Raw genomic sequence first — 14,638 nt, forward strand, 5'->3', positions numbered from 1 at the left:
TTCTAATAAAGTATAAAAATAAAGGTATACAATTATATGTACACCGTGTAATTTCCTATTTTCTAAATTCGCTTATCTTCAGTTACTATAGTCTCCGTATTTGGCTGTAGAATTATTTTTTTCCCCTTTTCCTTTTAAAATGGAGATATTCAATTGTATCAAGCACTTCTCTTCTTTCCTCATCAGTCATGGTTCTCCAGTTGTTGAACATTAAGTCAGTTTGTGGGTCATTTAATAATTCTTTTAGTTCCTCATCAACCCCCTTGCTAGGATCGTTTGTTCTTCCATGAAGATAGTCTGTATCAATATCAAATAAATCAGCAATTTGATTAATAATGTCCAGAGGTGGTGTTTTAGTACCACGTTCATAAGCTGTATAGGTAACTCTAGCCACACCAATTTTCTCAGCAACATATTGTTGGGTCCATTTTTTGTTGTTTTTTTTAAGTTCTTCTCTATAAGTTTTCAGACGTTCAGAGAGGAGACTCATATATTATCACTACTTTCCAGCTACTACCTACATTATAAAGGTTTCTTTCAGTAACTTCATCCTTTGTTCCTAAAAGTATAATAAATTCTCTGTTAATTGTTGACATGTTCCCTTAAGTAACATATTATAGCAAGTATAATGTTTCTTAAGGGAACGTAAAGGAGGTGCGAAATGAGATTTTGGCTCAAAGAAATTCGTGGTAAAAAAGGTTATACCCAAAATGAAGTTTCTTGTCTATCTGAGATTTCAAGAAGTCATTACACTCGTATAGAACGAGGAACAAAAAAGCCTTCTGTTGATACAGCAAAAAATATTGCTAATTCATTGAGGTTTAACTGGGTAATTTTTTTTAGTAATGACTGTTCCAAAAAGGAACGAAATGAGTAATGTTATTTGAATTAAAACTTACATTGTAAGGATGGTGATGGGAATGCCAAACACAACATTCAGCTCGGAAGAAATACAAACATTCGCAAACGAAATCAAAAAACAATTGGTGCCGATCCTCGTTGAAGAATTAAAGGAATCAGAATTGCCACCATTGCTGACAAGAAAACAATTCATGGATATTACAGGGGTTGGTCCTACTAAGTGTAACGAGTTATTCAACCGTGGAGATTTTCCAGTCACGAGGGAGTTAGGTCATCCTAAAGTGCCTACAAAGATGTTTTTCGATTGGTTATACTCATCAGCACAGAATGCACAAGAAGTGCGTATGAAGTATCCATACAGCGCCATTTAAGTAAAGAACCATGTCCCAAACAGCTAAGGAGAGATAGTAATGCAAGAACTAAAATGGATTAAGTTAGATATATCCATGTTTGAGGATGAAAAGATAAAATTAATCGAACAAATGCCAGAGGCAGATACCATTCTGGTTATTTGGGTGAAATTATTGGCGCAAGCAGGAAAAACCAATGCAAATGGCTATATTTATCTAAATGAAAATATTCCATACACGGAAGAAATGCTCGCTACAATATTCGGTAGGCCGGTTAATACTGTACGACTTGCATTAAAGACTTTACGTGAATTTGGAATGATTCACATTGACGAAGATTCCTTTATACACATTACTAATTGGGAAAACCACCAGAATGTTGAAGGAATGGAAAGGGTGAGACAGCAGAATAAATTAAGAAAACAAAAGCAAAGGGACCGTGAGAAGGCTAAGCAAATTGAGCAAAAATCAAAAAATGTGACGTCACGTGACAATCACGCAACAGAAGAAGAAGTAGAAGAAGAGAAAGAAGAAGAGAATACATCTACTACTACTAATAATGCAACCAAATTTTATGAAAAAAATTTTGGGGTTGCCAGTCCTTATGAACAAGAATCTATTCTTAAGTGGACTAATGATTTAGGTAAAGATTTAGTTATTGAAGCCATGAAACGAGCCATTAAACGTAATAAGAAGTCATGGGGATACACTGAGAGAATACTTAAGTCATGGCAAAAAAACAAGATTTTCACTGTTGAGCAAGCTAATGCTGAAGAACAGGCATATCGGAATCAATTTCAGAATAGAACTCGAAAGTCCAATAAGAAGGCGGGTTCAACTGATGATGGCTATAATTACGGATTTTAGGAGGATTTCCTGATGGAAAGTGTTAAACAGCATATAAAAAGTCCAGAACAAAAACTACTTCAAACGTTTGTGTGTGATGGTTGCAATCAACACGTATCACAAACAGAATTGATCATTCCTTCTGGACCACGTGGAGGGGAACAAATCATAGCTAATTACGGTTGTATTTGCGATGACATTAAGTTGGCAAAGGCAGCCGAACAAAAATACAGTCAGCTCAAACACAGCAAGCTGATGGACAGTTTTAATTATTATTCGCTGATAAATGACTCGCTGAAAGAAGCAACATTCGATAACTTTGATTCACTCGACAGCAACTTAAAGGGGGCTAAAGAAAAGGCATTGGCGTATAGCCATTCATTTGATCGAAAACAGAATCTCTTATTGACAGGCGATTATGGAACAGGAAAAAGTCATCTTTCGATTTCGATAACGAAAGCGTTGATGAAAAGAGACTATGAATGCTTGTTTCTCTCACTTCCAAAATTGCTTACTAAAGTCAAGGGAACCTATAATACGAAAGGCGTTACAGAAGAGGAACTGTTAAATATTATTCAACGTGTGGATTTATTAGTGCTGGATGATATTGGGGCGGAACAACAAACAGAATGGTCTACGTCTAAACTTTTCGAGATACTGGATGATCGCTCAGGTAAAGCAACCGTTTATACGACCAATTTAAGCAGTGATGAACTTAAAGAACGGGTCAATGAACGGAATTTCTCAAGAATGATGGACAATACAAACGTTATCGTTATAAATGGTTCAGATTATAGAAGGAGGGCGTTTTAAATGTGGCAAGGCATGCAAAGTGTGATGGTGTTTGACCCGAAGGATAATCAAGTGGAGACCGATAGGAAATGGCGGGAATGGATGCAAAATAAAAGCTCCGTTGGTGACAAATATGTACCAACGGCAGCTGAAACAAGAAAATATCTTAATGAACTGGAAAACAGAAAGCAACGATACGCCTAAATATCAAACTTTCTGATGTCCAAGAGGATATCTTCAATTATACCATTGTTAGCTGATATGTGAAATCGTCTGTATAGATAACTTTAATCGAGGAGGGCTAAGATGCAAGCCATTAACAAAAGTGATGAAGGAAAGATCTTGATTGAAGCTGGATATTCTGAAGCCCATCTTATTTCCGAGGCATTAACCATGTATCGTTTATGGCTGCAGACGTTACATGGCCGGAACAGCGAAGAAGAAATGTTGATAGGGCAGTTAAGGTATATAATTATGAATCCAACGGTAAACGGAACGTGTAATGACATGGAAGGAAGATCATGATGAGTGAACAGACAATCCAGCAAATAAATGTTTATGAATACCTGGGAAAAGAGTCTGATCCTTTATTTAATGCCATTTGCAATATACAGCAGGGCTATTCTGAGTATATTCCAGAAATAAAAGTAACGCTCATAAAAAATCAGCATGGCCTGTACGAAATGGCCTCTGAATTTAACCATGAATGCTATTCAAATAAAGAAGATTTATATGACTGTGTCAGTGAGATTTTAAATTATAGTTCATTAAGGGGGATTTAATCGTGTCTCAAATTGTTCAAGCATACATGAATCAAGAATGGGATTATTATGATATGAATCTAGCCAAAGCTTTAAAAGCTATCGAACAGGATGATTTGGATCATGCCTCAGTTTATTTTCAAAGGATAGCATGGGCGTTACATTCATTGGCTAAACATCATCCTGCCAATTGAAGCGAATCAAGCTTGGAATCAATATCTAGCATGTAAGAAAGGGTGAATCGCATAATGCAATTCAGCTCGGATGTTGAGAACATGTTCACGCAAGAGGAAATTGAAGACATTTTAAAGGATGAACAGTATTTCTATATAGAGCATGCGGAAAAAAACTGGTTAAACCGGTATTTTAAAATAAAAGCAATAGCAAACGAAACAAAGGTGCCAAGCATTATTTCTTCTATATCGGATATGCCGCATGGATCCAGCAACTTTAAAAAGAGTAAGACAGAAATGTATGCCATAAAAACAATACAAGCATCAGAATGGCTGGAAATATTGCATTCAACCATTTATTCATTAAGCCCGATCGAACAAGAATTGATTGAATTGAAGTATTTGCGTAAACGTAATGACGGTTCTCGATATAGTGACGAGGTCATTTATCCGCAACTATTTGTCGGAAAAACAAGGTATTATGAAATCAAGAAAGAAGCACTGGAAATACTCGGACGGCATCTATACGGTGTCTTTGCTGAAAGGGGATTTTCCTGATGATGTCCGTTGCTCATACAGTCAAAAAATCATTGCTTATCATGTTATTCGTTATGTTGTTGTGGCTTTTTCAACATTCTGTGGCATTGTATTCCTGGCTGTCTTCCAATGGTTTATGCATACCGACATTTATTTGAACATGGTTTATTCTGCCGAGTTTTGGTTATGGGTGCTGGGTATTCCATTTATCATCATTTTCCTCATCACTTGTGCAAAGCTATAGTGTTAAGTCTTATATGAGGTTAAGGTAAAATACACCGCTTACCCCTTCGGACACGATAGTCTAAAGGGGTATTCTTGAGAGTAAAATCTGTTTGGTGCATTTTCATGAAAACATTGAAAATATCCCTAAAATAGTTATGGCGTACATGTTATCACCGATAATGTACACTTGCGCTTATAAAATTCATTGCACATAGTATTAATTGTTATGTTATAATACGAACAAATGTTTGTTTTTGGGAGGTTTTAAAGTGAGTGAAGTTAACGATAGAGGGACAAAAAAGTGGACTGCTATGATGATGCCGGAACATGAAGAGATGCTGCAGCAAATGTGGCGAGAACAAGAATATAAAAAGAAGCCAATCCTAGATGAGCAAAAGCAGTTTGAACTTAATACCAAGTTACAACTTGCGTTACAAAACGATCTTACAGTCGAGGTTGAATATTATGATCAGGGTATACATGATTTTCAAAAAATAAAAGGTAAGTTATTGATGGTCGATACACTAGCTAATGCTTTGAAATTTGACAATGAGGAAAATACTTCGGTTCCTCTTGATGATGTTATGGAGGTTGTGATTGATTAATAAGCTGATAAACAATATCTAAACTGTTTTGTTCTGACCAATCATTTCGAATTTTATGTTAAAATTAATAAAGAATTTTTAAAAGAATGTTTCTTCAGCAAACGGGCCATATTGTGGAATAAGCGTCTTAAACAAATATCCTACATTGGATTTTTCTAAAGGGTGATATTTGCGGCGATCTTAATGAAATTAGGTTTGTGGGAAACGAAATTTAATTGATGAAGGGACATAATAATGATATAACTAAGGCATAATAATGAAATAAGGAGATGATGTTATGCCTGAAATCCGCCCGATAAAAGAATTAAGAAATACAACGGAAATCTCTGAACTGTGTCACCAAATAAAGGAACCATTATTCATCACAAAAAATGGTTATGGGGATATGGTTGTCATGAGCATGGAAGCCTATGAGAATTCTTTAGCTAAGCTGGAGTTATACGAAAAGTTAGCTCAAGCGGAAGGCCAAATAAAAAACGGAGATGAACTTTTAGATGGGGAAAAGGTCTTTAAGGATCTAAAGAAAAAATATGAAAGAAAATAAATATACAATTAAGATTGCACCGAAAGCATTTGAAGATTTGGATGAGATTTATAGCTACATCTCTAATGAACTTGATAATGAAGGTGCAGCCGACAACCTTTTGAAGAGGATAGAGACGAATGTCATGAGGCTAAAAGAATTCCCTTTTTCCTGTAGTTTTGTAACGGATGAAATTTTAAAAAATAAAGGTTACCGTAAGCTCGTCATCGAGAATTACATTGCCTTTTATCTAGTCAGAGAAGAAGAAAGGCAAGTTGTTGTCATGCGTGTCCTATTTGGAGCACAAAACTACCAAGATCTTATTTAGTATAGTGGTCATTGCTGGCTCATTCACCCCAATCGGGCGCTTTCGTGGAAGAAGGCGTCCATTAGAATCGGCCATATTGTGGAATAAGGTATCTCTATAGGAGTGGAATAATGACAAACCTTTTAGAGCTTGAAAATATTAGTAAATCATTTGGTAACAGCCTTGTCTTAAAAAACGTTACATTCAACGTTCCTCCTGGATCGATTGTTGGGTTCATTGGTGACAACGGGTCAGGTAAATCAACAACATTTAAATCAGTATTAGGATTAATTTCTAAAGATGGCGGTACGGCTAAAATATTTGGTGAAGAAAATATACATAAAAATGCCAAGATTAAGGAGGAGGTTGGTGTCGTATTTGATGCTATGAATTTACCAGCCCACCTTACAATCAAACAACTAAATAAAGTTTTTATAAAAATGTTTGACTCTTGGAAACAAGATGATTTTTATCGATTAGTTAATTCTTTCTCTTTACCTACAGACAAAAAAGTCAATAAATTCTCACGTGGGATGTCAATGAAACTGTCTGTAGCCGTTGCGTTGTCGCATAATGCACAACTATTACTTCTGGATGAAGCGACAGGAGGACTTGATCCCTCATCAAGAGAACAAGTGTTGGATGAGTTAAAAAGGTTTGTGAGAAAGAATAACGGTGGTGTATTACTTTCATCTCATATTATGAGTGATGTTGAGAAAATAGCTAGCCATATTGTCATAATAAAAGATGGTGAAATTTTATTAAATGAAGAAAAGGATAAGGTTTTTGCAAGTTATACAATTGTAGATGTTAATGAAGAACAACTAACCTTACTAAACAAAGAAATAGTTGTTGCGAAAAGGGACTATGGCACTTATTTCAGTGTACTTGTATCAGATAAAAAGGAATTGCCGAATGGACTTAATTCTAAAAGCATCTCAATGGAAGAACTTAGTGTCTTTTTAACGAGGGGTGAAAAATAAATGAAAGGTCTATTATTGACAAACTATTACCTCGTTTATCGAAGTATTCTTGCGTACATAGGACTTGCAATATTGGTATCTGGTGTAATTTTATATTTTGCAGGTGCTATGGTAAGCGGTATAGCTGCTTTGTTAATTATCTTGTTAATGACGTTGCCTTCACTTGAAGTTATAAAAACTGAAAGCAAGTCTGGTTATGACAAGTATGTACTTACTTTACCGGTTAGTCGAAAAAACATTGTGCAAAGTCATTATATTTTTTATTTTTCAGTTGTAATTATCGGAGCGTTTCTATCGTATGGCGTTATTTATGCATATGATCTATTTTCAGATACACCGGTTGATGGCATATTTAATACTGTATCTATTGGGTTTTTCATAGTTCTCTTTGCTGGCGCGATGATCTATCCACTTCTCTATATTTTTGGGGCAGAAAAATCTGACGCTATTGTACTTGGAGGTGGATTTGTAGGGCTCTTTGTGCATTTTGGGGTTAGGTATTTATTAAACCAATTTACACTATCTATAGATCCATCTTTATACATTTCGTTAGTATATATAATACTTGGTATTATCATATATATTCTTTCTTATTTCATTGCCGTGTTTATATATAATAGAAAAGAATTCTAAAAACATAAAAAACGTTTTGCTCTTAGTTAGTCGGTATTTATTGGTTCATTAAGGGTCTGAATTTTGTACTGACAGCTATATTTGAATTCAGGAACAGATCAATATGATTTGATTCCATCTTTCAACTAACGGGCGCGCTTCCGGAATAAAGGGCAGCGTCCAGTTTGCCATTGTAGGCCCATTTTGCGGCATAGCGAAGAAAGAAAATGGGGGCTAGCATGGAACTAAAAAACGAGCTTGATATATTAAAGTTAATTGGTGAAGATGATTGGATGACGAATATTTTGGTCATGGCAAAATCGTTAAATTTACCAGATTGGTGGGTCTGCGCTGGTTTTGTTCGGTCGAAGGTTTGGGATACTTTACACGAATTTGATAAAAAGACAACCACGCCCGATATTGATGTAATCTATTTTGATGATACAAATACAGATGAGGATAAAGAAAAGGAACTTGAGCAAAGGCTGTTAAGTTTTTGTCCTAATGAGCCTTGGTCTGTAAAGGATGAGGCTAGAATGCACCTTGCCAATAATATTTCCCCTTATTCATCCTCTGTTGATGCCATATCAAAATTTCCAGAGACAGCAACGGCTTTGGGGGTTAAGCTAGATGAACATGACAACTTGGTATTGGCTGCCCCCCATGGGGTCGATGATGTTCTAAATATGATAGTAAAGCCAACTGCATTTTTCGCAGAGACCAAGGAACGTGCAGCAGTTTATGAAAAACGGATATTGAAGAAGAATTGGACATCGAATTGGAATCAGATAAAGGTTCAGCATATTCCAACTGTATTAAGCTAACGGGAGCTTATCTCTAATAAGTATTGTACCAATGTTGCATCATAGGGCCATATTTTCGAATAAACACAATCAACAAAAGAAATGGGGGATTTTATATAATGACCGAGATTAGAGAAATAGGATCCTTATGTTCCTTGGATGACAAAGGCTACATAATAAACGAGTCTGATTCTGAAAAAATTAATCATAAATTTCAATTAGCAATCCAGCGAATAAAAGAGAGCTGCCTTTATGTTTTACCAAGGGAAATTCATAGTATTTATATAAGGGGATCTTTATATATGGGCTTTTCATTGGAGCAAATCAAGGAAAAGCTAGATGGCAACAATCGGTTGAACAGCAGTTGGAAATGGTAGGACGGCAGCAGAAACGGTTACAGGCATTAGAACAGGTCCTGCAAGGGATGCTATACTCCATTCAGTTTGAAGGTGAGATTAAGTGGCCCATCATTTTTGAGATTATACATTTACTCCAACCAACAGCAAATAGTATTACTAAAGTCTGTAGTTTGTCTAATGTTCCCATAAATAAATCTCTTTCTTTTAAAAAAGGGTTGTGAACGATTAACAGACCTTTAATTTTTGTGGAAAATATTTGCTGAAACCAAGTATACTATTAATAGGGGAATGCTAAGGTTTTCTTTTCGATTATGTTTTCAACGTGAAAAGTGCTACAATGTTTAAATGCGAAAAAGTTATTGATCCTCAAACTGTCAAAATGATAAAGAATAAAGAAGGTATATGCATGAAGAATGGCTGGAAAATTTACTCGAAAGATATGAAGAATATAACACGCAATTGGGTTGCAGCTATTTTGATTGGGGGACTTATTATATTGCCATCATTATATGCATGGTTTAACATAAAGGCCTCCTGGGACCCATATGGGCAGACCGATCAAATTCCAATCGGTGTTGTGAATGAAGATGCAGGGGGGCAGGTCAGGGACGAAAAAATCAACGTTGGTAACGACCTTGTCAATACACTTAAAAACAACGATTCAATGGATTGGCATTTTACAAACCGTGAAAAGGCAATGGAAAATCTAAAATATGGCGATTATTTTGCTGTCATTGTCATACCGGAGGATTTCTCCGATAACCTGTCAACGGTTATTACAGATAATCCAAAAAAAAGCAAAACGGAATACTACGTAAATGAAAAAATCAATGCCATATCCCCGAAAATAACAGACAAGGGTGCCAGTACGATTGTGGAGCAGGTCAGTAGCAATTTTATTTCCACAGTAAATGGCGTTATTTTTAATATGTTTGATGAAATTGGTGTAGAGCTGAACGAAAAGCTGCCTGATATCAAAAAGTTTGAGGATTATGTTTTTACGATGGAAAAAAAATTACCGGAAATTCATGATTTGATTTCAAATGGCCTGCAGGATACAAAGGATGCGCAGTCTATCATCAATAAAGCGCAAAACATGCTTCCGGAAGCTGAGCGGACAACCAATGATGGCCTTCAAACGGTTAATGAAACAGCTGACTTAATGTCAAAAGCTGAAGGCCGCTTAAATGAAATGGCACCGAAAATTGAGGAGGATTTGAAAAAAGCGCAAGGCACTGCTGAAAACATCAACAAACTGCTTAAAGATGCCCAGAATGTGAACATTGATTTTAGCAAGGGTAAAGAACTGCAGCAAAGCATTGACAGTTCATTGGGTGATGCAACCAGTCACATCGGTGAAATAGAAGCAAAGTTGAAGCAGCTGAAGGAAATGAATCAGGAGCAACAGGCCGATGGCGGTGAACATGGAAATAAGCAGAATAGTGATGAGGGTTCAAACGGTCAGGAAAACAGCGACCAGAATAATAATCAGAACAACGGTCAGAATAACAGCGCTAATCAGGATCAGGTAATTAAAGATGCCATAGAACGATTGAGCACACTGCGTGGAGCTCTTGAAGAAGCGCAGAAGAATGGTCAAAACATTACAGCATTCATTGAGGACAAAAAGCAGGAAGTCGATTCCGTTATCATCGATTTAGAAGAGTTATCTGGCAATACAGCAAACAGAATAGGAGATTTCCTGACAGATTATAAAGAAAATATTGAGCCAATAGTCAAACAGAAAATCAACAATGCGCAACAGACGTTATCTGATGCAAAAGGGATTTTATCAGAAATCAAGTCAACAATTCCGGAGGTAAAACAAGTCCTGTCAAATACCGAAAATAATATTGGTGAGGGGCAGGAAATGCTGAATACAATTCTTGGCGAATATCCGTACGTGAATAGTAAAGTCAATGAACTTGCTGATAAAATTCGTGACATCCAGGGTGAAACTGACATCAATGAAATTATTGAATTATTACAGAACGATCCTGAAGCAGAACGGAGCTTTTTTGAGGAACCGGTCAAGCTCAGCAAAAATGAACTTTTTCCAATTCCGAACTACGGTTCCGGGATGACCCCATTCTACACTGTCCTGGCTATATGGGTTGGCGGTCTGCTACTGATTTCCCTATTGGCCGCAGACGTTCATGGTGGGGAAGAACTAACGGGCAGGGAGCGTTATATTGGAAAGTTGTTCACGTTCCTTACGATAGGTTTACTGCAGACACTCATTGTAACGCTGGGTGACCGGTTTATTGTTGATGCTTACATGGCACATCCTGTCTGGTTTGTGATATTCGGCCTGCTGATCAGTTTGGTGTTTATGCTGATTATCTTCACACTTGTTTCACTTTTTGGCGATGTCGGAAAAGCAATGGTCATTGTCCTGCTTGTTCTGCAAATTGCCGGTGCGGGCGGCACATATCCGGTTGTTTTGCTTCCTGAATTTTTCCAGGCAATCAACCCGTTCCTTCCGTTCACCTATGCCATTGATTTAATGCGTGAAGCAGTCGGGGGCATTATATGGAAATCAGCAATACACGATATGGCTATTCTGGGTTTATTTGGACTCGGTTTTGTGTTATTCGGTGTCCTGTTTAAAAATGTGGTTAATAAACATACCGACAGGCTGATGAAAAAGTCCAAGGAGGCTGGTTTATTCCATTAATGTTTATCAGTATAGAAAAAGCCCGCTATAGTGCGCCGTTCAACAAGCTATGCTATAAGCACTTTGAAACGTGAAATGCAGAGGATTACTTATAGTTAATCCAAACTTTACAACGCAGGATGGGAATGACGGAACCATCCCGTCAATACTCCTGCATGCGTCATGACTGGCAGGTCATGGGGTTTTAAGAACAGGTAGATTCGGCAGAACAAAGGCTGAAGCCATTCCTTTTGGAAAAGGTATGCCGTACGGCTGAAAAACTGGATAAGGTGAGAATGTTCGGAACTGGCGAATTTCCGAATGTACGGGTCTAAAGATTAAACATAGGGAAACCTATGAGTCATCCAACGATGGTGTGAGTGGTGTAGAGTAAAATTCGCCCTTTGAAATACACTATACCGGACAACGGCGGCATCCATCAAAGGCTTATAGTAAGCGCCTACGTCCAGAATAGATAGTTACGTTGTAAGGGACTTGGAAAGCAAGGAACGTTGGAACAAGGACTGTCATCCGAAACGGTTGCTATAAGGCTTATGCCAAAAAGCACTTATCCTTGTGGAAGAAGCCATTCAAATTGGAATGGAAGCTACTTCGGTAACCCAATACTAAGCAGCTTTTGTTTTATTCATCTTACGTGAATAATTACGTCTTTGTATCATTCAATTATCCAGTTTCATTTTGAACATTATAGTTCCAGAAACTGGCCCGTTTGTTGCATAAAATTTAAACCGAAAATGTTTGATTCAATACCATTTTGTTATAATCTTTAGATTTATTTTAACATAAATATTTAGAGTACCTGGCTATTTTTTAACTGTTGGGGAAAAATCCATTTGATTAATTTTTTTAGAATGGACTCTTTTTGTTTATGTAAAATACGGTAATAAAATCTTTCTAATCAAAATTTATTTTAAGGTTTCATAAAATGTCTAATTGTAAGTGTCAACAAGTAATGAAAAGATGCGAATAAAATGCGAACAAAAAACGAACGAAAAGGCGAACGAATGACGAACAAAAATGCCTTAAAAAGCTGTTAAATTATTAGTATCAGGAAGTTTACAACTTCCCATTAACTCTTTTCTTTCACGGAAAAGGGTTTTTATTTTGGTTAGATAAGGAGGTGTAAATCTTGTCCAATAATGAATTTGGAAAAGCAATTGATAAGATTCAGGACAAAGACGTTAAGCAGGAGGAGAAGGCAGCCATTAAGGATTCTGCTGAATCATCAAGGAAAGCATCATCCCTACTTTTGCAGAAAATTTCTTCAACCACTAATTCGGAAACGTTGACGCCATTGACGTTTCCGAGTTTTTTTATTTTTATTTTTTGTCAAATAATTGTGGTCAAATATGGAGAATTATGGTATAATGTTTATAATGAAAGATTTTACGGGGAGGCTACAGGCCGATGCATCTCAAAAAAGTGAAAAATAAAAAGACTGGTCGCACGTATTTGTCCATCGTACATAGTTACCGTGATAAGGTTAGTAAAAAAACGAGGGCCAAAACGATTGAATCCCTCGGCTATCTTGATGAACTGGAAAAACAGTATGACGACCCGATCACCTTTTTTGAAGAAAAGGTCAAACAAATGAATCAACAACGGGACTCAGAAAAATTTACGATGATGTTTCGTATCAACAGTGAGGAGCGCATCGCATCAGGAGCGACTAACCGTAAAAACTTTGGCTATGCAGCATTAAGCAAGATCTATCACGAACTTGGCATACATACTTTTCTCATTCATCGACAACGCCATACGAAAAATGGTTACGACGCGAACAGCATCATGAAGCTTCTTGTATTTGCACGTTTGCTTGACCCTGCTTCCAAAAAGAAAACATACGAAAATAAGGATGTATTTTTTGAAAAAACGAACTTCTCCCTGGATGATGTCTATCGGTCTCTTTCCTTTTTTAACAAGCATAAGGAAGCACTCCAACTTTGGATCCACGAACGGATTAAAGAGCAGTATGACCGGAATACCAGCCTTGTCTATTACGATGTGACCAATTATTACTTTGAAATTGATGACCCGGATGAATTAAGAAGAAAAGGGGTATCGAAGGAACATCGTCCGGATCCAATCGTTCAGATGGGGTTATTTATGGACACGGATGGCATTCCAATTACCTACGGCCTTCATCCTGGCAATACGCTCGATAAACAAACATTAATCCCGATGCTTGGAAATATCCAGCGCTACTTTTCACTCGGGCGCACGATTGTCGTTGCAGATAAAGGGATGACCACCGGCGACAACATCTGGTACACCCTTTCCGCCAAAAATGGCTATGTCCTTAGTTACTCTGTCCGTAGCGCCAATCAGAAATTCAAAAATTACGTCCTTGATCCGAACGGGTACCGTTCCATTGGTGATGGCTTCAAAATCAAATCCAGGCTCTATCCAAGGGAGATTACCGTTACATCAAGAAATGGGAAAAAGATGAAGAAACGGGTGGATGAAAAACAAGTTATTTTCTATAGCGAGAAATATGCACAGAAAGCAAAGGCAGATCGTGCTCCTGCACTGAAAAAGGCAAAAGACCTTATCGATACTCCTTCCAGATATAACAAGGCGACCTCCTTCGGAGCTTCCAAATATGTGAAGAATTTGACCTTTGACAAGAAAACGGGCGAGATCCTAGAAGATGCCAAGCAGTCATTGCTTCTTGACGAAGAGAAACTAAAAAAGGAAGAAGCATTAGATGGCTACTACGCGATCATAACCAGTGAGTATCAAGAATCTGACGAGCGAATTATTGAGATATACCGGGGATTGTGGAAAATTGAAGAGTCCTTCAAGGTGACGAAAAGTGATTTAGAAAGTAGACCAGTATATTTATCCAGACAGGAACACATTGAGGCTCATTTCCTTACCTGCTTCGTGTCGCTCGTTATTGCAAGAGTGCTAGAACAACGCCTGAAAGGGAAATATTCCGTTACTGCCATACTTGACAGTCTAAGAAAGGCTTCCTGCAGTCATATACAGGAAAATTATTACCTGTTTGATTATAACGATGAGATACTGTCCGATATAGGACAAGAATTGGGAATTGATTTCGGCAAGAAATGCATGTCACTCGGAGAAATTAAAAAAATTTTGGGGAAGGTTAAAAAAGGCTAAAAACCCTACAACTTTATGACAAATAAAAACAGCCAAGAATCCAGTATTCATATGGGTTCGAGGCTGTTTTTTCATCGATTTTACTGCAAAAGTCAAGA

The 14,638-nt window shown here is 37.2% G+C and carries 19 protein-coding genes; 18 read left to right on the forward strand and 1 reads right to left on the reverse strand.

Going from position 1 to position 14,638, the window contains the following annotated elements; genetic code table 11:
• Positions 1 to 112: 112 nt before the first annotated feature.
• A complete protein-coding gene (locus tag ON01_RS02555) occupies positions 113 to 490 on the reverse strand; it encodes a helix-turn-helix domain-containing protein (protein ID WP_010529436.1) in 378 nt (125 codons plus the stop codon).
• A 171-nt stretch (positions 491 to 661) separates the two neighbouring features.
• Between ON01_RS02555 and ON01_RS02560 the strand changes: the two genes are divergently transcribed.
• The 18 genes from ON01_RS02560 to ON01_RS02650 all read left to right on the forward strand — a co-directional run bounded on the left by ON01_RS02560 (position 662) and on the right by ON01_RS02650 (position 14,540).
• Entirely contained in the window at positions 662 to 877 is a 216-nt protein-coding gene (locus tag ON01_RS02560; RefSeq protein ID WP_010529437.1) for a helix-turn-helix domain-containing protein, read from the forward strand.
• A gap of 43 nt (positions 878 to 920) precedes the next feature.
• Complete coding sequence (locus ON01_RS02565; protein ID WP_010529438.1) at positions 921 to 1,232, forward strand: hypothetical protein; 312 nt, start codon at positions 921 to 923, stop codon at positions 1,230 to 1,232.
• Between the two features lie 39 nt (positions 1,233 to 1,271).
• Positions 1,272 to 2,078, forward strand: a complete 807-nt coding sequence (locus ON01_RS02570; protein ID WP_010529439.1) for a phage replisome organizer N-terminal domain-containing protein — start codon at positions 1,272 to 1,274, stop codon at positions 2,076 to 2,078.
• 12 nt (positions 2,079 to 2,090) lie between these two features.
• On the forward strand, positions 2,091 to 2,870 hold the full coding sequence (locus ON01_RS02575) for an ATP-binding protein (protein WP_010529440.1): 780 nt from the start codon (positions 2,091 to 2,093) through the stop codon (positions 2,868 to 2,870).
• Positions 2,871 to 3,053, forward strand: a complete 183-nt coding sequence (locus ON01_RS02580) for a hypothetical protein (protein ID WP_010529441.1) — start codon at positions 2,871 to 2,873, stop codon at positions 3,051 to 3,053.
• 102 nt (positions 3,054 to 3,155) lie between these two features.
• Positions 3,156 to 3,374 (forward strand): hypothetical protein, encoded by a 219-nt coding sequence (locus tag ON01_RS02585; protein ID WP_010529442.1) that lies wholly within the window; start codon positions 3,156 to 3,158, stop codon positions 3,372 to 3,374.
• Entirely contained in the window at positions 3,374 to 3,631 is a 258-nt protein-coding gene (locus ON01_RS02590; protein ID WP_010529443.1) for a hypothetical protein, read from the forward strand. The genes ON01_RS02585 and ON01_RS02590 overlap by 1 nt, the downstream gene beginning before the upstream one ends.
• Before the next feature lie 2 nt (positions 3,632 to 3,633).
• Positions 3,634 to 3,804, forward strand: a complete 171-nt coding sequence (locus ON01_RS19425; RefSeq protein ID WP_175284920.1) for a hypothetical protein — start codon at positions 3,634 to 3,636, stop codon at positions 3,802 to 3,804.
• Positions 3,805 to 3,858: 54 nt separating this feature from the next.
• Entirely contained in the window at positions 3,859 to 4,341 is a 483-nt protein-coding gene (locus ON01_RS02595; RefSeq protein WP_010529444.1) for an ArpU family phage packaging/lysis transcriptional regulator, read from the forward strand.
• A gap of 473 nt (positions 4,342 to 4,814) precedes the next feature.
• Entirely contained in the window at positions 4,815 to 5,150 is a 336-nt protein-coding gene (locus ON01_RS18475; RefSeq protein WP_010529445.1) for a YolD-like family protein, read from the forward strand.
• A 277-nt stretch (positions 5,151 to 5,427) separates the two neighbouring features.
• Positions 5,428 to 5,694, forward strand: a complete 267-nt coding sequence (locus ON01_RS02605; RefSeq protein WP_010529324.1) for a type II toxin-antitoxin system Phd/YefM family antitoxin — start codon at positions 5,428 to 5,430, stop codon at positions 5,692 to 5,694.
• Positions 5,681 to 6,001, forward strand: a complete 321-nt coding sequence (locus ON01_RS02610; RefSeq protein ID WP_010529325.1) for a type II toxin-antitoxin system RelE/ParE family toxin — start codon at positions 5,681 to 5,683, stop codon at positions 5,999 to 6,001. Before ON01_RS02605 ends, ON01_RS02610 begins: the two co-directional genes overlap by 14 nt.
• A gap of 110 nt (positions 6,002 to 6,111) precedes the next feature.
• Entirely contained in the window at positions 6,112 to 6,963 is an 852-nt protein-coding gene (locus tag ON01_RS02615; RefSeq protein ID WP_010529326.1) for an ABC transporter ATP-binding protein, read from the forward strand.
• Positions 6,964 to 7,596 carry an ABC-2 transporter permease gene (locus ON01_RS02620; RefSeq protein WP_010529327.1) on the forward strand — a complete coding sequence of 211 codons (633 nt, stop codon included), beginning with the start codon at positions 6,964 to 6,966 and terminating at the stop codon, positions 7,594 to 7,596.
• 218 nt (positions 7,597 to 7,814) lie between these two features.
• Positions 7,815 to 8,399: a nucleotidyltransferase family protein gene (locus ON01_RS02625; RefSeq protein ID WP_010529446.1), complete on the forward strand. Its 585-nt coding sequence runs from the start codon at positions 7,815 to 7,817 to the stop codon at positions 8,397 to 8,399.
• 744 nt (positions 8,400 to 9,143) lie between these two features.
• Positions 9,144 to 11,414, forward strand: a complete 2,271-nt coding sequence (locus ON01_RS02640; protein WP_010529449.1) for a YhgE/Pip domain-containing protein — start codon at positions 9,144 to 9,146, stop codon at positions 11,412 to 11,414.
• 1,129 nt (positions 11,415 to 12,543) lie between these two features.
• Positions 12,544 to 12,840 (forward strand): hypothetical protein, encoded by a 297-nt coding sequence (locus ON01_RS02645; RefSeq protein ID WP_010529450.1) that lies wholly within the window; start codon positions 12,544 to 12,546, stop codon positions 12,838 to 12,840.
• Complete coding sequence (locus tag ON01_RS02650) at positions 12,822 to 14,540, forward strand: IS1634 family transposase (RefSeq protein ID WP_010529451.1); 1,719 nt, start codon at positions 12,822 to 12,824, stop codon at positions 14,538 to 14,540. The genes ON01_RS02645 and ON01_RS02650 overlap by 19 nt, the downstream gene beginning before the upstream one ends.
• Positions 14,541 to 14,638: the final 98 nt, after the last annotated feature.

Source organism: Lentibacillus jeotgali, from assembly GCF_000224785.1.
Taxonomy (GTDB): Bacteria; Bacillota; Bacilli; order Bacillales; family Amphibacillaceae; genus Lentibacillus; species Lentibacillus jeotgali.

What these genes read in the sequence shown, in the direction of transcription:
- ON01_RS02555 (WP_010529436.1), bottom strand. Translation starts at nt 490, where the DNA reads ATGAGTCTCCTCTCTGAACGTCTGAAAACTTATAGAGAAGAACTTAAA.
- ON01_RS02560 (WP_010529437.1), top strand. Translation starts at nt 662, where the DNA reads ATGAGATTTTGGCTCAAAGAAATTCGTGGTAAAAAAGGTTATACCCAA.
- ON01_RS02565 (WP_010529438.1), top strand. Translation starts at nt 921, where the DNA reads ATGCCAAACACAACATTCAGCTCGGAAGAAATACAAACATTCGCAAAC.
- ON01_RS02570 (WP_010529439.1), top strand. Translation starts at nt 1,272, where the DNA reads ATGCAAGAACTAAAATGGATTAAGTTAGATATATCCATGTTTGAGGAT.
- ON01_RS02575 (WP_010529440.1), top strand. Translation starts at nt 2,091, where the DNA reads ATGGAAAGTGTTAAACAGCATATAAAAAGTCCAGAACAAAAACTACTT.
- ON01_RS02580 (WP_010529441.1), top strand. Translation starts at nt 2,871, where the DNA reads ATGTGGCAAGGCATGCAAAGTGTGATGGTGTTTGACCCGAAGGATAAT.
- ON01_RS02585 (WP_010529442.1), top strand. Translation starts at nt 3,156, where the DNA reads ATGCAAGCCATTAACAAAAGTGATGAAGGAAAGATCTTGATTGAAGCT.
- ON01_RS02590 (WP_010529443.1), top strand. Translation starts at nt 3,374, where the DNA reads ATGAGTGAACAGACAATCCAGCAAATAAATGTTTATGAATACCTGGGA.
- ON01_RS02595 (WP_010529444.1), top strand. Translation starts at nt 3,859, where the DNA reads ATGCAATTCAGCTCGGATGTTGAGAACATGTTCACGCAAGAGGAAATT.
- ON01_RS02605 (WP_010529324.1), top strand. Translation starts at nt 5,428, where the DNA reads ATGCCTGAAATCCGCCCGATAAAAGAATTAAGAAATACAACGGAAATC.
- ON01_RS02610 (WP_010529325.1), top strand. Translation starts at nt 5,681, where the DNA reads ATGAAAGAAAATAAATATACAATTAAGATTGCACCGAAAGCATTTGAA.
- ON01_RS02615 (WP_010529326.1), top strand. Translation starts at nt 6,112, where the DNA reads ATGACAAACCTTTTAGAGCTTGAAAATATTAGTAAATCATTTGGTAAC.
- ON01_RS02620 (WP_010529327.1), top strand. Translation starts at nt 6,964, where the DNA reads ATGAAAGGTCTATTATTGACAAACTATTACCTCGTTTATCGAAGTATT.
- ON01_RS02625 (WP_010529446.1), top strand. Translation starts at nt 7,815, where the DNA reads ATGGAACTAAAAAACGAGCTTGATATATTAAAGTTAATTGGTGAAGAT.
- ON01_RS02640 (WP_010529449.1), top strand. Translation starts at nt 9,144, where the DNA reads ATGAAGAATGGCTGGAAAATTTACTCGAAAGATATGAAGAATATAACA.
- ON01_RS02650 (WP_010529451.1), top strand. Translation starts at nt 12,822, where the DNA reads ATGCATCTCAAAAAAGTGAAAAATAAAAAGACTGGTCGCACGTATTTG.